This is a genomic window from Bdellovibrio sp., assembly GCF_047637665.1.
GTDB lineage: Bacteria > Bdellovibrionota > Bdellovibrionia > Bdellovibrionales > Bdellovibrionaceae > Bdellovibrio.
The window spans coordinates 86418-106540 of sequence record NZ_JBLJBT010000019.1 but is presented as its reverse complement, the minus strand read 5'-3'; the positions used below and the strand labels follow the sequence as shown (position 1 = coordinate 106540).

The 20123-nt window shown below is 47.7% G+C and carries 22 protein-coding genes; 17 read left to right on the top strand and 5 right to left on the bottom strand.

Annotated elements, in window-relative coordinates; translation table 11 throughout:
• The first annotated feature begins 18 nt into the window (after nucleotides 1–18).
• Nucleotides 19–1629 (top strand): hypothetical protein, encoded by a 1611-nt coding sequence (locus ACM64D_RS05970; protein ID WP_415062281.1) that lies wholly within the window; start codon nucleotides 19–21, stop codon nucleotides 1627–1629.
• A gap of 2 nt (nucleotides 1630–1631) precedes the next feature.
• On the opposite strand, the gene ACM64D_RS05965 is transcribed toward ACM64D_RS05970, so the two are convergent.
• Both ACM64D_RS05965 and ACM64D_RS05960 read right to left on the bottom strand, forming a co-directional pair.
• Complete coding sequence (locus tag ACM64D_RS05965; protein ID WP_415062280.1) at nucleotides 1632–2819, bottom strand: aspartate kinase; 1188 nt, start codon at nucleotides 2817–2819, stop codon at nucleotides 1632–1634.
• On the bottom strand, nucleotides 2816–3769 hold the full coding sequence (locus tag ACM64D_RS05960) for a lytic transglycosylase domain-containing protein (RefSeq protein ID WP_415062279.1): 954 nt from the start codon (nucleotides 3767–3769) through the stop codon (nucleotides 2816–2818). Before ACM64D_RS05960 ends, ACM64D_RS05965 begins: the two co-directional genes overlap by 4 nt.
• Nucleotides 3770–3991: 222 nt before the next feature.
• On the opposite strand from ACM64D_RS05960, the gene flgF reads away from it, so the two are divergent.
• The 5 genes from flgF to ACM64D_RS05935 are packed head-to-tail and all read left to right on the top strand — an operon-like array spanning nucleotide 3992 to nucleotide 8328.
• Nucleotides 3992–4807, top strand: a complete 816-nt coding sequence (gene flgF, locus ACM64D_RS05955) for a flagellar basal-body rod protein FlgF (RefSeq protein ID WP_415062278.1) — start codon at nucleotides 3992–3994, stop codon at nucleotides 4805–4807.
• A gap of 50 nt (nucleotides 4808–4857) precedes the next feature.
• Nucleotides 4858–5643, top strand: a complete 786-nt coding sequence (flgG, locus tag ACM64D_RS05950) for a flagellar basal-body rod protein FlgG (protein WP_415062277.1) — start codon at nucleotides 4858–4860, stop codon at nucleotides 5641–5643.
• Between the two features lie 3 nt (nucleotides 5644–5646).
• Nucleotides 5647–6576 carry a flagellar basal body P-ring formation chaperone FlgA gene (gene flgA, locus ACM64D_RS05945; protein ID WP_415062276.1) on the top strand — a complete coding sequence of 310 codons (930 nt, stop codon included), beginning with the start codon at nucleotides 5647–5649 and terminating at the stop codon, nucleotides 6574–6576.
• Nucleotides 6573–7328, top strand: a complete 756-nt coding sequence (locus tag ACM64D_RS05940) for a flagellar basal body L-ring protein FlgH (RefSeq protein WP_415062275.1) — start codon at nucleotides 6573–6575, stop codon at nucleotides 7326–7328. Before flgA ends, ACM64D_RS05940 begins: the two co-directional genes overlap by 4 nt.
• Entirely contained in the window at nucleotides 7321–8328 is a 1008-nt protein-coding gene (locus ACM64D_RS05935) for a flagellar basal body P-ring protein FlgI (RefSeq protein WP_415062274.1), read from the top strand. Before ACM64D_RS05940 ends, ACM64D_RS05935 begins: the two co-directional genes overlap by 8 nt.
• Before the next feature lie 357 nt (nucleotides 8329–8685).
• Here the strand turns inward: ACM64D_RS05935 and ACM64D_RS05930 are convergent, their stop codons facing one another.
• Nucleotides 8686–8856 (bottom strand): hypothetical protein, encoded by a 171-nt coding sequence (locus ACM64D_RS05930; protein WP_415062273.1) that lies wholly within the window; start codon nucleotides 8854–8856, stop codon nucleotides 8686–8688.
• Between ACM64D_RS05930 and ACM64D_RS05925 the strand changes: the two genes are divergently transcribed.
• The 7 genes from ACM64D_RS05925 (at nucleotide 8846) to fliW (ending at nucleotide 14210) form a co-directional block, all read left to right on the top strand.
• Nucleotides 8846–9592, top strand: coding sequence for a rod-binding protein (locus tag ACM64D_RS05925; RefSeq protein WP_415062272.1), 747 nt, complete (start codon nucleotides 8846–8848; stop codon nucleotides 9590–9592). The genes ACM64D_RS05930 and ACM64D_RS05925 overlap by 11 nt on opposite strands.
• Before the next feature lie 79 nt (nucleotides 9593–9671).
• Nucleotides 9672–9998: a flagellar biosynthesis anti-sigma factor FlgM gene (gene flgM, locus ACM64D_RS05920; RefSeq protein ID WP_415062271.1), complete on the top strand. Its 327-nt coding sequence runs from the start codon at nucleotides 9672–9674 to the stop codon at nucleotides 9996–9998.
• Nucleotides 9999–10085: 87 nt separating this feature from the next.
• Nucleotides 10086–10604 (top strand): flagellar protein FlgN, encoded by a 519-nt coding sequence (locus tag ACM64D_RS05915; RefSeq protein ID WP_415062270.1) that lies wholly within the window; start codon nucleotides 10086–10088, stop codon nucleotides 10602–10604.
• A 74-nt stretch (nucleotides 10605–10678) separates the two neighbouring features.
• A complete protein-coding gene (gene flgK, locus ACM64D_RS05910; protein WP_415062269.1) occupies nucleotides 10679–12088 on the top strand; it encodes a flagellar hook-associated protein FlgK in 1410 nt (469 codons plus the stop codon).
• A gap of 42 nt (nucleotides 12089–12130) precedes the next feature.
• Nucleotides 12131–13213, top strand: a complete 1083-nt coding sequence (gene flgL / locus ACM64D_RS05905) for a flagellar hook-associated protein FlgL (RefSeq protein ID WP_415062268.1) — start codon at nucleotides 12131–12133, stop codon at nucleotides 13211–13213.
• 60 nt (nucleotides 13214–13273) lie between these two features.
• Nucleotides 13274–13501, top strand: a complete 228-nt coding sequence (gene csrA, locus ACM64D_RS05900; RefSeq protein WP_415062267.1) for a carbon storage regulator CsrA — start codon at nucleotides 13274–13276, stop codon at nucleotides 13499–13501.
• A gap of 181 nt (nucleotides 13502–13682) precedes the next feature.
• Entirely contained in the window at nucleotides 13683–14210 is a 528-nt protein-coding gene (gene fliW / locus ACM64D_RS05895) for a flagellar assembly protein FliW (RefSeq protein WP_415062266.1), read from the top strand.
• Between the two features lie 13 nt (nucleotides 14211–14223).
• Here the strand turns inward: fliW and ACM64D_RS05890 are convergent, their stop codons facing one another.
• Together ACM64D_RS05890 and ACM64D_RS05885 are read right to left on the bottom strand one after the other, a co-directional pair.
• Entirely contained in the window at nucleotides 14224–15315 is a 1092-nt protein-coding gene (locus ACM64D_RS05890) for a DUF3943 domain-containing protein (RefSeq protein WP_415062265.1), read from the bottom strand.
• A gap of 147 nt (nucleotides 15316–15462) precedes the next feature.
• Nucleotides 15463–16686 (bottom strand): DNA recombination protein RmuC, encoded by a 1224-nt coding sequence (locus ACM64D_RS05885; protein WP_415062264.1) that lies wholly within the window; start codon nucleotides 16684–16686, stop codon nucleotides 15463–15465.
• A gap of 107 nt (nucleotides 16687–16793) precedes the next feature.
• Between ACM64D_RS05885 and menA the strand changes: the two genes are divergently transcribed.
• Genes menA through ACM64D_RS05865 form a run of 4 tightly spaced genes read left to right on the top strand, consistent with a single transcriptional unit; the run spans nucleotide 16794 to nucleotide 20123 of the window.
• Nucleotides 16794–17681 (top strand): 1,4-dihydroxy-2-naphthoate octaprenyltransferase, encoded by an 888-nt coding sequence (gene menA, locus ACM64D_RS05880; RefSeq protein ID WP_415062263.1) that lies wholly within the window; start codon nucleotides 16794–16796, stop codon nucleotides 17679–17681.
• Nucleotides 17681–18670, top strand: coding sequence for an o-succinylbenzoate synthase MenC (gene menC, locus ACM64D_RS05875; RefSeq protein WP_415062262.1), 990 nt, complete (start codon nucleotides 17681–17683; stop codon nucleotides 18668–18670). The genes menA and menC overlap by 1 nt, the downstream gene beginning before the upstream one ends.
• Nucleotides 18646–19806 (top strand): AMP-binding protein, encoded by a 1161-nt coding sequence (locus ACM64D_RS05870; protein WP_415062261.1) that lies wholly within the window; start codon nucleotides 18646–18648, stop codon nucleotides 19804–19806. The genes menC and ACM64D_RS05870 overlap by 25 nt, the downstream gene beginning before the upstream one ends.
• Nucleotides 19803–20123, top strand: a complete 321-nt coding sequence (locus ACM64D_RS05865) for a (2Fe-2S) ferredoxin domain-containing protein (RefSeq protein ID WP_415062260.1) — start codon at nucleotides 19803–19805, stop codon at nucleotides 20121–20123. Before ACM64D_RS05870 ends, ACM64D_RS05865 begins: the two co-directional genes overlap by 4 nt.

The window sequence follows — 20123 nt, the reverse complement described above, 5'->3', positions numbered from 1 at the left end:
GGGCCGATACGTTCCCCAATGGGAATGAGATATTGGTATTATCTGAAAATTTTCTTCCTTGCGGCGGCAGTGAATCTTCTGCCGAGTTCCTTTGCCTTTGGTGGTGTCATTTGTGGTCAACAAACTTGTGGTGCTGGGGCTTATTGTAAAACCAGAGTCGACATTATTACCAAGAACACGATTTATGAATGTGTTGGCAGCAGCAGCACGGATTTTCTGTTGCAAGGAATTCCTTGTGGGGCCGAAAGATGTGGTCCCGGATATCATTGCAGCTCCGACGACAGCGGCAGTGATGAGTCTGCGGCTTTAACGTGCGTGCCGAATGCCTCAGTGGCTAATTGCAAAGTGACGGGATGCCCAGATGGACAGGTTTGTTATGCCGACAATAATGAAAGAACCTCCTACTCTTGTCGTTCTCGGGAAACGTCTGCAAACCCCAACCCCGCGGAAAACTGTTTTGCGACCTATGATCGTCTTTTGCAAGAGTGTCGTACCTCTGTGGAAGAGACTTCGCATACCTGTGACGAAAAAAATGATTCGGGTATGAACAGTGTGGCAAGTACCGCCTCACAAATCGCTTTGATGATGGGACAACAGACGGCGTCGAGTATTCAGGCCGCTTGTTCTAAGATGGCGAACCTTTCCCAGGCGGCCAATGCGGCTTTGGCGGCGTACCGCCTTAATTGCAGCAATTCGATTTCAAGTTGTCGTTCAGCATGTTCTGAAGTTAAGTCCTTTGTTGAAAAGAATACTGCTTGTCTCTCGATGGCCAGTGCAGACAGTACGGGAGCCGTGATCGCTCAGATGCAAGCCCCCGCAGATACTGAACTCGCGAAGTGTAATAACTATCAATCCAACGTGAATCAGGCCGCTCAGGCGATTCAAAACTATGGAGCCACGTCAGCGAACGCCTCTCAATGTGCTTCCTTAACTGCCGGTGATTCTTCGGTAAGCGATCTCTGCAAGGCAAATCCGAACTATCCAGGTTGCAATCCTGCCGCTCCCGTGGATTGTTCAAAACCAGAGTTCGCATCCACGAATAAAGTCTGTATCTGTATTAAAAATCCTCACGATCCCGCATGTGTTTCTGCGCAAAAACCGGGTGGCGACACGGTTGTTGGCAGCATAGACTCGTCATCTCGATTGGGTAACAAGTCCGATGGCTCTGATATGGGCGGAGATCTTTTTGGAACACCCGCGATCAGTCATGGCAAGCCGAGTTCCGGCGGCGGGGACTCGATTGATGGCAGCCAGGGGGGAGGAACTGTTGGTGGCGGAGAAGGCTCTGGCGGCGGGTCTCCGGCCAGAGGCGCTGCGGGCGCGGTTGGCGCTGGAGAAAGTTCCCCCGGTGTGAATGGTGGATTTTACGGCGGTGGCAGCGGTCGACTTTTTGGAGGGGGATCAGGTTCTGGCGGTGGTGCCGTCGGAGGTGGATATGGCGGAAGAGCTGGCACTGGTATTGCGCCCACAAATCCGGATTTAAAAAAGTTTTTACCGGGTGGCCAATTTGATCCCAAACGAGGGGTGTCTGGTTTAGCTGGGCCCGATGGGATTACCGGACCTCATTCCAATATCTGGCAGAAGATTCAGAATCGGTATCAGGTGATGATGCCGACCTTGCTTCCTTAGTTTTAAATCAACTGATGTAAACTTTCGATCACTTGCTTTCTGAGCGGGGCCTCGACTAAAACGGTGAGGCTCATCGCGCTGAGCATGATTTTGCGGGTAGTGAGTTGTCGCTCTGAAAGAATATTGAGGACCTTTTGGGTCATTTCGGGCGAAGTCGCCCCCGTGCAGGTCAGGGTCACCGTTGAAAGCTCAGGACCTTGCAGAGAAAAATCGTGATGATTCTGAACTTCCTTTTTTGCCGCCGACATAATTTCTTGAGGGCCGGTTAACAGAATTTCAGTCATGTCCTGGTTTGCTTCACACTGAAGTAGCTGAGGGAAGGCAATTTGTTTTTGATCAAACAGATGTTGCAGGTTTTGAAGAGCTTTCGCAGGATTTTTTTCTTTGCAGGAAATGCCAAGGACAATTTCGTGAGAATTTAAGGAAAGGGCCTTACAGGATTCAAACATATTTAATCCTTTTTTTACGAGAGTTCCGTCTGAAGTTTTGTTGGAAGCGGGGCCGATGTACAAAGTAACGTCGCGAACTTTTGCGAGCTCGACCGAACGATAGTGAAGAACTTTGGCTCCCCAAAAGGTCATCTCCATCATTTGATCGTAGTTGAGTTCTCGAAGTGGGCGCGCCGTTTTGACAATATGAGGGTCTGCTGTAAATACGGCCGGAACGTCTTTAAGGATTTCGCAGCGTTCAGCTTTAAAAGAGGCGGCCATGGCGACAGCCGATGTGTCGGATCCCCCGCGCCCCAGTGTCGTGATCTCTTTAGTTATGGGAGAAACTCCTTGGAAGCCGGCAAGGATAACGACTTTCTCTTGGCGTAAAGATTCTTCCACTCGTATCGGCTTCACATCTTTAATGAAAGCGTTGACGTGAGAATCATCCGTAAATATTCCCGCTTGGCTTCCGGTAAAGCTGATGGCGGGGCAGCCTAAATCATTCAAAGCCATACTCATTAATGACATGCTGATGCGTTCTCCTACAGTGAGGAGCATGTCCATTTCCCGACGTTGAGGATGTTCAGAAACTTGGTTGGCTAGATCAATCAAAGAATTGGTGGTTTTTCCCATGGCGCTGACGACAACCAGCAAAGAATTCTCTTTTGATTGCGCGGCAATTCTGGCGGCCACAGCCTTGATCTTTTCGGGATCTGCGAGAGTAGCGCCACCATATTTTTGAACGATCAGAGGTTTCATTCCAATGCAACTTTCCGATTCTGCTGATGTATGAATGAAGAAACAATCTGTCCAGCCCCTTTGGGAACTCGGATAAAATGTTTATCCACTTGGCGAGGAATGTATCCTAAATAGAGCTCGGCGTTCAAATCTTTTAATGACTTTCTTGTGACCCCGAGATGATCTGCCAAGGGGGAAAGATCAGTTCCTCCGGGGACAAGAACGATATCGTAATCCAAGGGGTCCATCTTTTCTAGGTCTCGAAAACCATAAAGATTTGGTGCTTTTGCGATCAGCATTGCGGCCAAGATCTTTGGAACATACTCTTGAGTTTCGGCGGGAAGGGCATCAAGTTTTATGAGAGACCAGTAATCTTTGGTCCCATATTTCTTAATCTGGCGACGAAGTCCGTTTTCACCCATGTTGTAGCTGGCGGCGACCAAATACCAAGATCCGAATTCGGCATGAAGATCTTTGAGGTAGCGGATGGCGGCCAAGGTGCTTTTTTTAAGGTCACGGCGTTCATCCAACCACCAGGTTTTATTCAGTCCGTAACGAGTTCCCGTGGCTTCGATAAACTGCCAAGGTCCCACGGCACTGGCGTGACTGATAGCATTTGGAGCAAAACCACTTTCGATCATCACCATGTAAGCGAGATCCATGGGAAGGCCGGCCCTCTTCAATTCAGTTTGAATGAAGGGCATGTATTTGTAGGACCGCTGCAACCACTCGCGAAACCACTTATTGCTTCGTGACCCCTGAAAGTAGGCAATCCATTTACTGACCTTTTTGTTGTAGGTGACAGGCAAATCAAAGATGAGATTATCAGATTGCACATGTCTTGATTGCGACGTGAGAGTTTTCAGTTTTTCTTTAAGAGTGAAGGCGGGAACAGGGGCCTCTTTCGGCGTCTCGGCGTGCGCGAAGAGGGAAATAGAAATAGAAAAAATCAAGACAGCCCACGTTCTCATAAAGACAATTATGAAGCCGATTCTTTGACACTGTCGACAAAGAACTGACAATACCCTGGCACCATCGACGAAGGTCAATGTTCGGTCAGATCTAAAAAAACTTGAGTCCAAGATTTTTTTTCCATACGGAGGTCCAGGAAGGAACTCTTTTCCTAGACCAAGATCCGTCCTGTCAAAAGATGGCACACGCCTTGCTGCTCAACAAAGTGTGGAGGAGTGTTCATGGGAGTAAAAGGTGTATATACAGCCCTAAGTGGTGCGATCGCGCAAAGTACAAAGTTGGATACGATCGCCAATAATCTGGCCAACGTGAACACACCCGCGTTCAAACGCGACCAGCAACTTTTTCAAGAATATCTAACGGCCAATGAGAAACAGCCGGAAACTATTCAGATTCCTCGCGACGTGGCCTCCATCGAAAGCTTCTACAATATGCAGGGCGGAGACAAAAGTTATGTCGATGCCAAAGGCACTTTCACTGACTTTTCGCAAGGAGGCTTGAAGCCCACGGGGAATGCATTGGATGTGGCCATCGATGGAAAAGGTTTTTTTGAAGTGGCGACTCCCGGGGGCGTACGACTGACGCGAGCCGGGAATTTTACGTTGGATGGCAATGGGCAGTTGGTTACCAAAGAAGGTCATCCTGTTCTTCGTTCGGCAGAGCCGGGAGCTGATCCCGCATCGCGAGTTATCCGCTTGCAAGGAACGGGAGCAGTGAGCGTTGCTGATAACGGGGATGTCTTTGAGGGAACTGAAAATATTGGAAAGTTGTCGTTGGTCAACGTAAACAATCCAGACTCTTTGCAAAAGATGGGCGGCTCTCTCTACGGTTTTAAGGCCAATAGCACTCCTGACATGACCAATGTGAATAACCCCAGTGTCAAACAAGGTTTTTTAGAAACATCCAATGTCAATATCGTACAAGAGATGACAGACATGATATCCACCAATCGTGTCTTCGAGAGCACTCAAAAAGCCATCAGTGCCTATGATCAGATGGCTGATAAGATGGTCAACGTGGTGGGAAAAACAAATTAGGCCATGATGGCCCTTGAAGAATATTAAATAAGCGACGGAAGGATTCCTAGATGCTTAAGAGTTTGAATACAGCAGCAACCGGCATGGCGGCTCAACAGACGAACATGGATGTGATCGCCAATAACATCGCCAACGTTTCTACAAACGGATTCAAAAGATCTCGTGCTGAGTTTGAAGATCTCATGTATCAAACCCAGAAAGAGCCAGGCACGGCTTCCGGGTTGAATGCTTATTCTCCGAACGGAGTTCAAACGGGTCTTGGTGTTCGTACGGCGGCGATTCAAAAAGATTTCGCTGGTGGGAATGCTCAGGTGACGAAAAATCCTCTGGATTTGCAAATTGAAGGTTCGGGCTTCTTTCAAGTTCTCACTCCAGACGGTCAGATGGCCTACACGCGCGATGGCGCTTTCAAAAAAGATCCTAACGGACGTCTGGTGGATAAAAATGGAAATGTTTTGCAGCCGGAAATCACAGTTCCACCAGATGTTTCAGGAATTGAAGTGGCTCCCAGTGGGGAAGTGCGTGTGATTCAGGGGCTGAGTGATGCCCCACAAACGATTGGACAGATTGACTTGATTAACTTCGTAAACCCCGCAGGTCTGAAGGCTTTGGGTAAAAATCTATTTTCACAAACTCCTTCCAGTGGCCAAGCTATAGCGGCTCGGCCTGGTTTGAATGGTACGGGTTATCTGGCGCAAGGACAGCTAGAGGCCAGCAATGTGAACATTGTTGACGAGATGGTGAATATGATCACCTCCCAACGGGCGTATGAAACAAATTCGAAAGTGATTCAGGCGTCAGACCAGATGCTCCAGTCTATTAATAACTTGAGATAATTGATGAAGAAGTTTTTTGTAGCCCTTTTCTTTTTAACTCCTCCCGCCTTCGCAAGGCCCGAGGTCTCTATTCCCGGAAGCATTGAGATTTCCCAGCGCGAACTTTTGCGTTTGGGGGACGTTGCGGTGGTTTCGGGAGGAAATGAAGAGCTTCTTTCTTTCTTGGACAGCATTGTGATTCGTCAGGACGCTCGGGAATTATTGTTGTCTCAACATCTGAACTCTCCAGAGATTCTGGCGAAGGTGCGTGAGTCGATGAAGTCCCAAGAAGGCCTTAGAAATTTGAATCCTGCGTTTAAGATTCCTTCTCAAGTAAAGGTGAGCTTTTCTTCGACGCCGATTTCACGGCAAGAAGTTGAAAGAAAAATTCATAATACACTGAAAGCCCGTTGTAATGATTGTGAGTACAAAGTCACCGTTCAAAGCACGCCGGTGCCTTCTCAAAAGCAATGGGAGCTCGATCTTACGCAGCTATCGGCCAAGGGTGGGTTCCTTTTGCCGGTGCGCGACGGGGATCAGCGTCAGCTAAAATGGATTTCTGGAACAATTCGTGTGTCCCAATTAACCCCTGTAACGACACGATTGATCCTACAAGGAGAGAGGGTGCAACCCGCAGATGTGCGCATGGTCATGACCGATGTGACGTATTCCAAGGACGGAGTGCTGCGAGTGGAAGACATTCAAGGTCAATTGGCCGCCCGCTCTCTTCCCGTCGGAAGCCCTATTTGGACTTCTGATCTCAAACGTGAACCGGCAGCTAAGAGGGGACAGATCGTTAAAGCCATGCTTGGTGATGAGGATTTTGAAATCTCCATCAACATGCAAGCTGAGGACAATGGTTTTGTCGGAGATTTGATTAAAGTTAAAAATTTAGAAACTCAAAAGGTTCTCTCAGGCCTCGTGATTGAAAAAGGTGTGGTGAAGTTGCAATGAAGAATATCAGCGTGAAAACCTTTGCAGGATGTATGACGGTTTTGTTCTTGTTCACGGGCTGCGCTACGATGAACAATCTTTTTGATTCTTTGACGGAGCCGCCTGCAAAAACGTCCTTAGAGAATATTAAGTCGGCACCCCGCTATTCAGACGGTCAAAACTTGGGAGTCCCTACAGATCGTCAGTATAAACGCATGACTCGCAATCGCATGGAGGAAGAGTCGGATGTGGGCAGCAATGCCGGTTCGACATGGGTGATGGAAGGCCAAGGGGCTTACCTTTTTGCACAAAATAAGATGCGCAAAGAAGGCGATCTTTTGAGTGTCAAATTAGATGGCCCTGCGATGAAGCAAGTTGAAACCAAGGTGTCCGTGATTAAGAAGCTGCTCAAACAACTTGAAGAACAGCAGCAACAGCAAGAGTTGAACAACTCTTTGGCACAAAATGGAGAGGCGTCTCGAGCACCAGCTTCGGAGCCGAAGAAGCCAGAGCCAGCCAAGAGCGAAGAAAAAGATTCAGAAGGATTGGCGGAAGTGCAGAATATCCCGACCCGTTTGGTGGAAAAGTTGGCGGACGGAAACTATCGTGTCAAAGGTCAGCAACCCTTTATGATTGGAAAACGCGAATACAAAGTTATTGTCACGGGCCTTATTCGTCCCGAAGATTTCAACGATCAAGGAATTTCCTCAGATAAACTTTTGGATCCTCAGTACGATGTTGTCAGCATCAGAAGGAATACACGCAATGAATAGATTTTTTCAGATTCTCGTTATAGTTGCGCTTTTCATTTTAGGTTACTACGAAGGGGCCAATGCCGCTCGCTTGAAGGACATTGCCAGCATTCGCGGAGTTCGCGAAAATCAATTGATCGGCTATGGGATCGTCGTGGGTCTTAAGGGGACCGGGGACGGAAAAAATGAATTCATGAGTAAAAGTGTCGTGCGTATGTTCGACAAGTTGGGCATGAAGTTAGATTCTCCTGAGTTCTCAAGTAAAAATGTGGCGGCTGTTATTATCACGGGTACAATGCCCGCCTTCGGGAAGGCTGGAAACCCTATTGACATTACAGTCAGCGCGATCGGAGACGCCTCTTCACTGGCCGGGGGAACTTTGTTGCAAGCCCCTCTTCGCGCTGCGAATGAACAAGTGTATGCGGTGGCGCAAGGAAGTATCGTCATTGGTGGCGATGGGAAAGATCAACACGGAACTTCGGGCCGTATTCCTAATGGCGCGATCATTGAACGTGATATGACAGCCGATTTTGCGACTCGTAAGATGTACCGTCTGACACTGATCAATCCTGATTTCACGACGGCAGCACGCACAGTTCTTACGATTAACAAAGAACTGGGTGGGCACTATGCCTCGGCGAAAGATGCGGGTACTATTGATATCATTACTCCGTTTGCGTACGAAAACAGAGGCGTTGAACTTTTGGCAACGATTGAATCCATCGATATCAATCCGGATATGAAGGCTCGTGTGGTTGTGAATGAAAAAACGGGCACGATTGTAATTGGCGATAAAGTGAAAATTTCAAGAGTGGCGATCTCGCACGGTGCACTTTCTGTGAAAGTGGGAGATGGCAAAAAAGGTGGCGAAGAAAAAGTCGCTGTGCTCGAAAGTGGTGTCAGTGTTGGGGAACTCGTGCAAGCACTAAACAAGCTGGGCGTCTCGCCTAAGGACCTGATAACTATACTTCAGTCCATTAAATCAGCTGGAGCTTTGCACGGGGAACTCGAAGTATTATGAAATTTGTGTTTCAAAATGACACAGCATTTAATAGAATTGTAAATATAGTTTCAGACACATGGATGTGTTTGGAACGCGGGGAGGGTGAGGAAGAGATCGCGAACCATGGAAGGTCAAGAGTCAAAAGTTTCTCGCAGGAAACAGGAGCAATAGGTCAGCAGGCACCAAGGATTGGTGAACACGAGCCGAAGCTACACTCTAAGAGTCAAGTGCAGGATGCACATGATTCTCCGACTCAACTCCCCTTTTTTTCTCTTCCACTAAAATTTGCTGCTTGTGAGGAAGGTGGGACTCTGCAAAGAGTGGCCGCTTCGGACAGTCCTCGCGCGGCGAAGTTCTTTTTGGCATCGGTGGGTGCTAGTCTTTTTTCTTCTGAGTTCTATTGCCGATCTTTCCTGGTGCTGTGGAACTTGCGGCAACTCTTTGCAGAGTCCCACCTTCCTCACAAGACAAAGTTTGTGAGAGAAGCAAAGGGTAATTTTGCAGCGAACGCCCAATTTTCTTTCGGAGGCTGTTCATGAGTGACATGAGTGGAGCCTCTGGAAATTCAGGAAACTTTAAAGCCTTTGATTCGAAGTTTATGTCGCGGCCGGTTCAGAAGTCTCCGGAGCAGAAGTTGCGGGATGTTTCTGATATGTATGAGAAACATTTTTTGCGCGAGATGATGAAGGCGATGCGCTCCACTGTGCATGAGGGTGGTTTCGTTCAGTCGAATCAGGCTGAGAAAATTTTTAAAGAGCAGTTAGATGATCACTACGTCGAGAAGTGGGGAGAGCGTGGAGGGATCGGTTTGTCCGATATGATCTACAAACAACTCATGGATAAGTTTGGCGTGATGATGGGAATCAAAGCGCCGGTTGCCAAGCCTCAAGGGCCGTTGCCCTTTGATGCAAAAAGTGAGTACCGGGCGCAACCCTTTCAGCACCCTGGAAAAAAACAAGCCGTGTCTTATCGCATTGACGTAAATCGTGCGGAAACACCGGGAGAGTCGCCGGCAAATAAAGAGCCGGAAGCCGTGAAAGCCCCATGGGATGGGGTTTTGCTGGGGAAAAGAGCTTTGGTGGATAATCAGACAATGCTGGAGATAGAGCACGACAATGGTCTTAAAAGCCAGATGGTTTTTAAGGGGGGAGTGTCTAAAGTTTCGACAGGGCAAAAACTGCAAGCTGGCGACACCCTTGGGTTTTTAAGTCCAGAGGCAAAATCACTCTATTGGACTGTCGAGCCAGAGGCGGAACCTGGACCAGAAACTGTCTCAGAATGATTTGGTGGAACTGTCTCATTGTGGTATTATGAAAAGAATAAGAGAGTGTGTTTTAACACTCTGAAGATGGAGGCTCTCAATGAAGATCACTCACAACAAAGTCGGACAAAATTTGAATCTTACTGATTCTGCGAAATCCGATAGAGCCGATGGCATTAAGAATAAAGCGGCGGGTTTGACAGACAAAGCCGATGCTCTGACTTCGTCGACGCTTGGTGAATCTTCTCGTGTGGAACTTTCTCCACGAGCGCAAGAAGCAAAGCGCATCAAAGAACTTGCGATGTCAGCTCCTGATGTGGATGAAGCGAAAGTCGCAAAGTTTAGAAAGCTAATCGATGAAGGCAAATACAACATCGATGCAAAAGCCATCGCGGACAAGATGGTTGACGAGCACCTCGAATTCTAGAGTGCGAAGTTATAGGGTGGCATGATGCCGCATTAACTCGGAGCCCTCCGCCGCAGTCTTGGCGAAGGCGGATCAAGGATGATGAAGATGGACGCAACAGTAGAAAGAGCGTTTCAAAAGTTAGAAGCAAATCTCGAAGAGCTGACTAAAATCTATCGTTCTCTTCTCGACATCGTACGCAAAGAAAAAGACATTCTTCTGAAGGCAGATCGCGATGCTTTGGATGAAAGCAATAAACTCAAAGAGGAATTGCTTTTCAAGCTGCGCGCTCAAGATGCTTTGCGCTCACGTTATGCGATGGATTTGGCTACCTTGGTGGGAGGGGATGTTGAAAACCCTCGACTGCTGGAGTTGGCGCAAAAGCTTGCAGGAACGCCGGCGGCGGATCGTCTGCGCACACAGCACGCTGCTTTGGATATGTTGATCCGAAGAATCACTGAAATTAATAAAGAAAATGAAGAATACACGAAGTCGGCATTGCACACGTTGAATGGTGCTTTGGATGACATCAAAGACACTCTCTCCGGAAAGAAAACCTACGGAGGTAAGGGCCAATATAAAACGGGCCCACAGGTGTCAGGTAACTTTGTAAGTAAAGAAGCTTAAGGGCGTAAGCCCGCAGTGCGGAAGGGGCGGAGCCCTGGAAGCCGAAGCAGTAACCCACCAGAGATGAGGATAGGATGTCTAAAATCTCGGCCATGATGGACACGGGTAAGCGCTCGCTGATGAACTCTCAAACAGCGTTGCAAACCGTCGGTCATAACATCGCCAATAAATCGACTGAGGGCTTCTCTCGCCAGAGAGTCGAACTCATGACGAACACGCCTATCTCTGAAGGAAATCTTCAAATCGGAATGGGTGCTCGCGCAGGTGTGGTCACTCGTGTTAACAATCCCTGGTTAGAAAAGCAGATTCAAAGAGAAGGCATGAACATGGGGTTTCAAGATTCCCGTGCAGACGCCTTAGGTCGTGTAGAACAAATTTACAATGAACAGACCAATAAGGGTTTGAATCAGTACATGACAGATTTCTTCAACTCTTTCCGTGAACTTTCAAACAACCCTGAAAGTTTGGCATCACGAACGATGGTTCGTGAATCGGCTTCGGCATTGACCAAAGATTTCGGTCGAGTGGTTGGTCAGCTCAAAGCCGTGCAGGAAGACTTGGATGGTCAAATCAAAACAACTGTCGAAGAGGTCAATCAGTTGACCAAAGAGCTGGCGTCTCTGAATGAAAAAATTCAGATGATCGAAGTGCAAAAGACGCCCGCCAATGACGAACGAGATCGTCGTGATGTGGTTTTGAAGAAGTTAGGTGAAAAAGTTGATATCTCTTGGGCCGAGGGTAAAGACGGCATGGTCACGGTGACAGCTGGTCGGACCGCCATCTTGGTTTCGGGAGTGAGTTCCTCAGAGCTGAAAGCTCAAGAGGTGGATGGTCGCAACCGCGTGGAAGTTTTCTTCATGGGAAGTGCGGGCTCTCCTGCCAATATCACGAGTCAGATTACGGGCGGTCGAATTGGTGGCGCCTTGGATGTTCGTGATCACGTGATTGAAGATCTTTTAGGTCATGTGGATAATATGGCCTATACGATGGCGAAAGAAGTCAATGCGGCCCATATCGAGGGGTATGACAAAAACGGACGCCAAGGTGTTTTGTTTTTTGATATGCCTGAAACGACAAAGGGAGCTGCCTCGGTTATCGGCATAAATAAAACAATCTTTAACGATGTCGGTCGAATCGCGGCAGGGGCTCAACCCGGAGCTTCTGGAGATAACACTGTTGCGAACGTGATTTCGTCTTTGCAGTACCGTCAGGTGATGGCCGACGGGACATCGACTTTGGATGACTACTACAACACACAGGTCGGACAGATCGGTGCGGTGGTGCAAAGAGCGGTGAAATCCCAAGAGTCCCAAAAGAACGTCATGAGTCAGTTGACGAATATCCGTGAAAGTATCAGTGGCGTCTCTTTGGATGAAGAGACAACCAAGATGATCGAATTTCAAAAGACTTACGATGCTTCAGCTCGGTTGATCAAAACGGCCGATGAAATGTTAGATACAGTATTGAATTTGAAACGAATGTAACCCAGTAGATAACTGGTAAAGGTGTTTTAGGAAAAGGGTTGAATGAGAATCGCAGATAAAATGGCTTTTAATCAGGTGAATCAGAATCTGACGAAGAATCGTTCGGATATGGCTGACTTGCAAAATCAAGCTGCGACTCAGAAGCGTATTAATAAACCCTCTGATGATCCATTGGCTTCGGCACGGGTTTTAGCGGCTCGGACTGAAGAAAAAGGAAACGGTCAGTTCATTAAAAATATTAACAATGCTCGATCCTTTTTAGAATTTTCGGATCAATCCTTGGGTGAGTTGTCCGAGATTTTAGTGCGCGCAAAAGAGCTTGCGATCAGCCAGTCGAATGATGCCAGCGGAAATTCAGAAACCCGCATGGTCACGGCTTCAGAGATCGAACAGATCTACAATCAAGCCGTACAGATCGGAAACCGTAAGTTGGGTGAGCGCTTTATCTTTGGCGGCTACAAAACGCAAACCACTCCGTTCGGTCAGGCCGGTGAATATTTCGGTGATGATGGCGATATGAAGATTCAAACTCAGAAAGATTCTTTCGTGGCGATGAACATCGCCGGAAGTAAGGTCTTTTTGGGGCGTGGGCTGGGTGGAGACGGCATCGTGCGGGCTAGTTATGATGCCCCCAAGGACGTGGAGCAATTAAAACAGCACCAGCAGGAAGAAAACGAAAGAAGCGAGCTCAATCGCGAGATCGAAAATAACTACATTGAAACTCGCGGCCCTGCGTCGCAGCGCCGTCAAAGTCGCTCGGACAAACAAGACCCTGTCACGGGGGGCGCAGGCATTAATATCTTTAGCGCCCTTAGGAATTTAGAAGTTTCCTTGAGAACCAACGACAAAGAGGGCGTTCAGGAGAATCTGGACACCCTGGATCAGGCTATTTCTCAGGTGGTTTTGGCCCGCTCTGAGGTTGGGTCCAGAATTATGGCCGTAAATAATACCATGGACTCCCTCCAAAAGGCTGTGGTGGATAATCGAGTCACGGCTTCGCAACTGGAAGATGCTGATGCTTTCCAGGTCATTTCTGATATCAATAAGACGGATAGCACCCTGAAAGCGACCCTCGAAACCTCGGGGAAGCTTATTCAACCAAGCCTTCTTGACTTTCTAAGATAAAAATAATACCTACAGTTCCGCTTAAAACTACCGATAACGACTGCAGCAAAAGGAGTTGTCATGCTGGTTCTCACACGGAAGTTGGGTGAAAGCATCGCTATCGATGACCACATCAAAATCAGAGTAGTTCAAATTAAAGGTAAACAGGTCCGTCTCGGTATCGAAGCGCCCAAAGACACCAAAATCCATCGGGAAGAGGTGTATGTTGCCATTCAAGACCAAAACCAGCAGTCTGCTAACGTTCCTGCCGATAAAACTCGCAGTGTAGCTAAATTGCTAAAGCCATAATGGATTTTCAGGGGCTTTGAGTCGGGAAACCCACTCCTAGAGCCCTGAAGCGCCCAGTCAAAGCCCCTACGATTTTAATTGAGTCTCCCTAGATTTAGGTCCAGATTTATAGATGTATTCACCATTATACCGGCTTAGTGTGTCTAAAATATGGGTGAATCCTGAGTTTTTGGGAGGATGAATGATCATTTCGACATCACGCTTCGGCCAAGTTGAGCTGAAACAAGAAGATGTTCTGACTTTCCCTGAAGGTCTTTTGGGCTTTGCGGATTTACGTAAGTTTGCTCTTCTCGATGATCCAAATGATGAGATCTTTGCTTGGTTGCAAAGCTGCGAAGCCCCTCAGATTGCCTTCCCCGTTCTTGAGCCAGAGCTTTTTGCTCCTCAGTACAAAGCGACTTTAACTAAAGGTGACCTAGAAGCCTTGAAGCTGACAGCGCAAGACAAAGCTCGCTATTTCTCTATCGTGACTATTCCTGATGATCCAACTCAAATGACGGCGAACCTAAAGGCTCCTGTTGTTGTGAATGTGGCAGAGAAAATGGCACGTCAGTGTGTTCTTCAGGACAATAACTTGGCTATTCGTGAGCCTATCTTCGCGAAGCTTCAGCAGCGTGTGGTTCAGAACCCATCTGTGGCGATTAAAAATCAATCTTCAGGGATTGATGTTGCTACGAAGCTGACTGTCGTTAAGGATGCTGAGCTATAAAGCTCAGCCCCTCTTAATAAAAGACAAATCTTAATTGCACACCCACATAGGTAGAACTGATACCTTGCTGGTGTTCGTGTTGCTCGTTTCTTACGACCCAGTCCGCTTTAGCACTCTGAATGACTTGAGAGCCCAAGGCTTTATTGATGGACGAAGAAAGAGCCCCCATAGGATTTAAAATCACCAAAGCCAACTTACCCAGGGCTTTACTTCCCATAAGTTTTCCTTGATTTGCGACGATTGAAAGCTCGGCTCGGTACATAAGTTCACCCAATAAAGAGCCAATGATGGGCGTGATGAAAAGATCTTGAATTGAAGGAACTTCCGCGAAGGCCTCAAAACCATATTCCCAGAAGAATGTCGACATCACGACCGAGTAGCCAAAGGACTGCATCATCGTCATGTTGTTATGGCGAGCCAAAGTATAATAAGCCGCTCCGGATACGGGATGTCCAATCCAGTTGAAGTACCAGTTGTCGCCATCCATCACGGGTCCCTTCTTCACGTTATTGAAGTATTCCGTGAAGATGCCATGTTTTGATTCGGAAATGGCCTTCTTATCCCATTGGGTTGTGGATTCAGGAAGCATCCAGAAAAGCCCCATTGCGCCGACCATTGTAAGAGCCATGTTGCGAGTGTCTGTTGCTAAGTTTTGATCGGTGGTTTTTAGGCCAGAAATATCGAGTTCTCGGCGAAACTCCGTGGCGTTGATGTCTTGAAGAACCAACACGGATAGCATCGGTTGAGAGGGGTCGTATTGACAGAATTCGCGAAGGCTTTTTTGGCCGTCGTTGGATTTGAGACTGCGAATGCTTTCATAGACCTCCGCGCAGGCCTTTTGATCGCGGGTGTCTACGTTGATCCAATATCCTTGAGCGACACGGCCTTCCGCCTTGCGCATCTGACTGCCTTGCTCAGAATAGGGAGCTTCGCCATCCAAGGGACCCATCATTTTACGAAGGGACTTATGGTAAGAGTCGATCGCCTTTTGGGCTTGGGCGACGTCTTGTTCTTGAGTTGTCGAAGAGGGTTGCTGCTCAAAATAAGCTGAGGAGTTGAAGCCCCAAAGTAAGATAGCGGCGGAGACAACGAATGTGCGCATCATAGCGAACCCTTCCTGATACTAATGAATAATTTGGTTGTTTATATCAGAAGTGGAGGGGTTCTTACAGGTGGAGGCCGGGGGAGTGAAAATTCCGGAGAGTTGTCTAAAGGTTTGACAGGGAGGGGGGTCCTCCCTCGGATTTAAATTCTACGCATTTTCCAGTTGGGGCAAAGACTTCTCCGTTTTTGCTCCCAAACGCTTCAGGTCTTCCACCTGATCGATGAGGTTGCCTCGCCCTTCAGAGACCTTTTTCAGGACTTCCTCATGAGCTTTCTGGGCGGCTCCCAGCTTTTCCCCCAAGTTTTGTAGATCCTTCAGCAGGCCGGCAAATTTCTCATAAAGCAAACCACCACGCTTGGCGATTTCCAGAGCGTTTTTTTCTTGGCGATCTTGCTTCCACAAGGCAGCCACGGTCCGCAGGGTCGCAAGCAGGGTGGTGGGGCTCACGATGGCGACATTGCGTTCCCAAGCATATTGGAAGAGCTCTGGTTTCAGCTTGAAAGCCAAAGCAAAGGCGGGTTCCAGAGGCATAAACAGAATGACAAAATCCGGTGAGATCAGCTTATCTGCTGCATGGTATTTTTTCTCTGAAAGACCATCGATATGTTTTTTCAAGGACTCCACATGAAGCTTCCCCGTGCGCTCAAGCTCTTCGGGGGTTTCGGCAGAGGAGTATTGTTCATAAGCGACCAGGGTCATCTTAGAGTCAACGATAAGATGTTTTTCATCGGGAAGATTGACGATCACGTCGGGGCGAAGAATTTGTCCATCTTCTCCACGGAGATCCATGTCAGTGCCCTGAATGATATACTCTTCACCTTTGCGCAGGCCCGAGCGTTCAAGGATGTTTTCCAGAATAAGTTCTCCCCAGTTTCCTTGGGTTTTGGATTCACCTTTGAGAGCCTTGGTAAGGTTTTGGGCTTCGGCCGACATCACTTTATTCAGCTCCATCAACTTAGAGAGCTCACCACGCAACATGCCGCGTTCGGATCGTTCGGTCGAATAGGTTTCTTCAACCTTCTTTTCGAAATCTTTGATGCGCTCTTTGAGAGGCTCTAAAATAGAAGAAATATTTTTTTGATTCTGGTCGGTGAATTTGGCCGATTTTTCTTCGAAGATTTTTTGTGCCATCACTTCAAACTGAGTGTTCATGCGATCGCTCAAGTCCTCTTGCTGTTTACGCGCTTCCGACATCAAGATTTTTTGTTCTTGAAGGCTTTGTGAGAGCAGATCGTTTTTTAACTGCAATGATTGAACGTCGGCCAGAAGTTGAGCCTTTTCCGCAGTCGCTTGAGCCTTCAATTTGAAGTAGAGGACAAGACCTGAAATGAGCGCTCCGGCTAGGAAAGAAAAAACAGAGATTAAATTCATAAAAGGCCTCCCAGGCATGGTTTTGCCTTTAGAATTTCTTTTGGTCACGCGAAAAGAATCTGATACAACCACAGCTGGAATTTAACCCTACACAATGCGATGCAAAAATGAATTCTACGACTCAAATTAAAAGTATTCTTCTCGCTTTTCGTCCTAAAACTCTCACGGCAGCCTTGGTTCCCTGTGTGGCTGGAACCGCTTTGGTTCGCGCGGTGGGGCTTTCTTGGGATGGATGGGTTCTCTTTTACGCTTTGATGGCATCTTTCCTTATTCAGATCGGGACCAACTTGGTCAACGATGCCGTTGATTTTAAAAAGGGCGCCGACACAGAAAAGCGCATTGGCCCGCAGAGAATTACTCAAGCAGGGATCTTGTCGGCAGGGCAAGTGATGGCCTTGGGAACTCTGTGTTTTGCTTTGGCGGTTTTGTGCGGGATTCCTTTGGTGATCAAAGGTGGATGGGTGATCGTCGGTATTGGTATCGCCTCTGTTTTGATGGGATATGCTTACACGGCGGGCCCCTTCCCTTTGGCGTATTTGGGTCTGGGGGATGTGTTTGTCATTTTATTTTTTGGTCTTCTGGCGGTCATGGGGATCGTTTTTTTGAATACAGGCAAGTGGCTTTCAGAAGCCTTTGTCCTGGGCCTGCAAATTGGTCTTCATGCCACGGTTTTAATTGCCGTGAACAATTTGCGGGATCGCAGTGGGGATCTATTGGTCCATAAGAAAACCTTGGCGGTTCGTTTTGGAGTGCAGTTTTCAAGATGGGAAATTGCGATCCTGTGTTTTATGCCCTTTGTACTCAATGTCTATTGGTGGACGGAGGGATATAGAATCCCGGCTTTAATTTCATTGTTGGCTTTGCCTCTGGCTGTGAAAATCACAAAAAATGTTTTCTCCACAGAGCCCAGTCCTGCCTATAATCAATTCCTAGGGCAGGCGGCCGGGCTGCATTTGCTCTTTGGTCTTTTAATGGCATTGGGATTGGCGTATTGATGAAGATATTTTATAGCCCCTACAAACTTAAACCTCTTCAGTCTTTGAACTCAGTCGCGATGGCGGCAGAGCGAGACGGGGCTCTTCTGAAGGTGGAGTGGCCCGATGGTTGTGTGGGTTATAGCGATCTTCATCCTTGGCCCGAGTTGGGGGATGCCTCTTTGGAAACCCAACTGTCAGATTTACGCCGTGGCCGAATGAGCAATCAGGTGGAACAAAGTATCTGGTTTTCTCGCCGAGATGCTCAAGCGCGCAAAAACAAGATCCACTTGTTTGATTCCGGTGAAAAAATAAAGAACAACTTTTTACTTTCCGATTTCAGACAAATTAAGCCAGGTTTTTTAGATGAGCTCAAAAAGGAAGGCTTTAGCACTTTAAAAATGAAGGTCGGAAGAAATCTGCGAGAAGAGGCCGAGATGCTGACTCATATCGCGGCGGTAGGTCTGAAGATTCGTTTGGATTTTAATGCTGTGGGGAGCTGGTCGATCTTTGAAAGATTCATGAATGCTCTTCCTTTGACTGTTCGTCCTCTGATTGAGTATGTGGAAGATCCTTTCCCGTATGATCCCAAAGCCTGGGTGGAAGCAAGAAAGTTGGCGAAAGTCGCCTTGGATAATCAGTATCACAAAGTACAATGGGATCAGTTGAACGTGGCTCCCTTCGATGTGTTGGTGATTAAGCCCGCAAAAATGGATGTCGATAAGGCGATCGCTCATTGTGAAAAGTGGAAGTTAAAAGCCGCCGTCACCAGTTATATGGATCATCCGGTCGGGGTGACTCACGCTCTTGCCGTGGCCATGGAGCTTAAAAAGAAACATGGAGATATGATTCTAGAGGCCGGCTGTCTCACGCATCGTCTGTATCAGATGGACTCTTTCGCGGCAGAGCTTTCCACACAAGGTCCTTTCTTGTTGAAGGTGAAGGGCTTAGGCATTGGTTTTGATAAGCTTCTAGAGGCGTTGCCATGGCATCAACTCAAAACACAATAGATTTGGATTCTCAGAGTAATGAGATTCTTTTAAATCCACGTTGGCCTCAGGCCGATTATCAAAAACTTTTTTCGCTCGCGACATGGGCCCAAGAGCAACAAAATCTTCAGGGACACGTGTGGGTTGCGACCTCAGGCTCTACGGCGGATTCTGTCAGCAATACAAAGCTTGTGGCTTTGTCGAAGCACGCCCTTATTTGCTCGGCAAAATCAGTGAATTCTCATTTGCAAAGTGAGGCGTCAGACGTTTGGACTCAAGTGTTGCCCTCCTTTCATGTCGGTGGTTTAGGCATTGAAGTGCGTGCCTCTTTGGTTGGTGCGAAGGTGGTTCCCGCTTTGAAAGAGCAGAAGTGGGATGTTCATTTTTTTTATGATGTTTTGAAGTCTCAGCGGTGTACGTTGTCGTCCTTGGTGCCAACTCAAGTTTATGATCTTGTTTCGAACTCCTATCAAGCGCCCTCGTCTTTGCGGGCGGTGGTGGTCGGAGGTGGCGTTTTTGAAGTTGAACTTTATAAAAAAGCTCGCTCTTTAGGGTGGCCGGTCTTGCCAAGTTATGGAATGACCGAAACAGCTTCACAGATTGCCACGGCCTCCTTATCTTCTTTGCAGCAGGAAGAGTTTCCCGAGGTGAGGTTATTATCTCACGCCGAGGTTCGAAACAATGCAGAAGGTTTTTTGCAGGTTCAGGGCGGTTCCTTATTCACCTGTTATGCCCAGAATACCGAAAATGGCAGAAAGGTTTGGGACCCCAAAGTGGACGGCTGGTTCACCACGGAGGACCGAGGTGAGATCCTTGAAGGATGTTTGCATATTCAAGGGCGCAGTAAAGACTATGTGAAAATCGGCGGCGAGGGCACGAATGTCGCAAGACTGCGCTCTCTTCTGGAGGGCTGCGCTTTTGAGTTGGACTCAGGTTGGCCTCTGCGGTTGGCGCTGTTGGATATGCCGTCTGACAGGTTAGGGGCTGAGATTCATCTTGTCAGCGGTCTCTCGGAGGCAGCGACCTTGCAAGTAGCCCAGCGCTATTCAGAAAGAGTGCTTCCCTTTGAAAAAATTCGTAAGATTCATTATGTGAAAGAGATTCCTCGCAGTGATTTAGGTAAAATTTTGTGGGGGGAATTGAGGAGACGGCTATGAAAAAAGAAGAAACTCCCTGGTCCAAAGGTGTCTTAATGATTTGCACCAAATGCCATAAAGCGATCAGTTCCAAGTCTTTGCATGAAGAGGGCAATGCAGCTGACAATCTCAAAGTGTTTTTGAAAAAATCCTTTAAAGAAACCGGGGACCTTTCCAAAATTCGTGTGGTGACGTCGAGCTGTTTGGATGTCTGTGTGGATGAATTTCAGGCTGTGACTTTTGCCCCCATCGAGGGAGAAACGGAAACCTATATTCTTCATCCAGAAGAGGACCGGGAAAAGCTACTCAAGCTTTTACGTCAGAAAATCAAAGACTAA

What these genes read in the sequence shown, in the direction of transcription:
- ACM64D_RS05970 (WP_415062281.1), top strand. Translation starts at nt 19, where the DNA reads ATGGGAATGAGATATTGGTATTATCTGAAAATTTTCTTCCTTGCGGCG.
- ACM64D_RS05965 (WP_415062280.1), bottom strand. Translation starts at nt 2,819, where the DNA reads ATGAAACCTCTGATCGTTCAAAAATATGGTGGCGCTACTCTCGCAGAT.
- ACM64D_RS05960 (WP_415062279.1), bottom strand. Translation starts at nt 3,769, where the DNA reads ATGAGAACGTGGGCTGTCTTGATTTTTTCTATTTCTATTTCCCTCTTC.
- flgF (WP_415062278.1), top strand. Translation starts at nt 3,992, where the DNA reads ATGGGAGTAAAAGGTGTATATACAGCCCTAAGTGGTGCGATCGCGCAA.
- flgG (WP_415062277.1), top strand. Translation starts at nt 4,858, where the DNA reads ATGCTTAAGAGTTTGAATACAGCAGCAACCGGCATGGCGGCTCAACAG.
- flgA (WP_415062276.1), top strand. Translation starts at nt 5,647, where the DNA reads ATGAAGAAGTTTTTTGTAGCCCTTTTCTTTTTAACTCCTCCCGCCTTC.
- ACM64D_RS05940 (WP_415062275.1), top strand. Translation starts at nt 6,573, where the DNA reads ATGAAGAATATCAGCGTGAAAACCTTTGCAGGATGTATGACGGTTTTG.
- ACM64D_RS05935 (WP_415062274.1), top strand. Translation starts at nt 7,321, where the DNA reads ATGAATAGATTTTTTCAGATTCTCGTTATAGTTGCGCTTTTCATTTTA.
- ACM64D_RS05925 (WP_415062272.1), top strand. Translation starts at nt 8,846, where the DNA reads ATGAGTGACATGAGTGGAGCCTCTGGAAATTCAGGAAACTTTAAAGCC.
- ACM64D_RS05930 (WP_415062273.1), bottom strand. Translation starts at nt 8,856, where the DNA reads ATGTCACTCATGAACAGCCTCCGAAAGAAAATTGGGCGTTCGCTGCAA.
- flgM (WP_415062271.1), top strand. Translation starts at nt 9,672, where the DNA reads ATGAAGATCACTCACAACAAAGTCGGACAAAATTTGAATCTTACTGAT.
- ACM64D_RS05915 (WP_415062270.1), top strand. Translation starts at nt 10,086, where the DNA reads ATGGACGCAACAGTAGAAAGAGCGTTTCAAAAGTTAGAAGCAAATCTC.
- flgK (WP_415062269.1), top strand. Translation starts at nt 10,679, where the DNA reads ATGTCTAAAATCTCGGCCATGATGGACACGGGTAAGCGCTCGCTGATG.
- flgL (WP_415062268.1), top strand. Translation starts at nt 12,131, where the DNA reads ATGAGAATCGCAGATAAAATGGCTTTTAATCAGGTGAATCAGAATCTG.
- csrA (WP_415062267.1), top strand. Translation starts at nt 13,274, where the DNA reads ATGCTGGTTCTCACACGGAAGTTGGGTGAAAGCATCGCTATCGATGAC.
- fliW (WP_415062266.1), top strand. Translation starts at nt 13,683, where the DNA reads ATGATCATTTCGACATCACGCTTCGGCCAAGTTGAGCTGAAACAAGAA.
- ACM64D_RS05890 (WP_415062265.1), bottom strand. Translation starts at nt 15,315, where the DNA reads ATGATGCGCACATTCGTTGTCTCCGCCGCTATCTTACTTTGGGGCTTC.
- ACM64D_RS05885 (WP_415062264.1), bottom strand. Translation starts at nt 16,686, where the DNA reads ATGAATTTAATCTCTGTTTTTTCTTTCCTAGCCGGAGCGCTCATTTCA.
- menA (WP_415062263.1), top strand. Translation starts at nt 16,794, where the DNA reads ATGAATTCTACGACTCAAATTAAAAGTATTCTTCTCGCTTTTCGTCCT.
- menC (WP_415062262.1), top strand. Translation starts at nt 17,681, where the DNA reads ATGAAGATATTTTATAGCCCCTACAAACTTAAACCTCTTCAGTCTTTG.
- ACM64D_RS05870 (WP_415062261.1), top strand. Translation starts at nt 18,646, where the DNA reads ATGGCATCAACTCAAAACACAATAGATTTGGATTCTCAGAGTAATGAG.
- ACM64D_RS05865 (WP_415062260.1), top strand. Translation starts at nt 19,803, where the DNA reads ATGAAAAAAGAAGAAACTCCCTGGTCCAAAGGTGTCTTAATGATTTGC.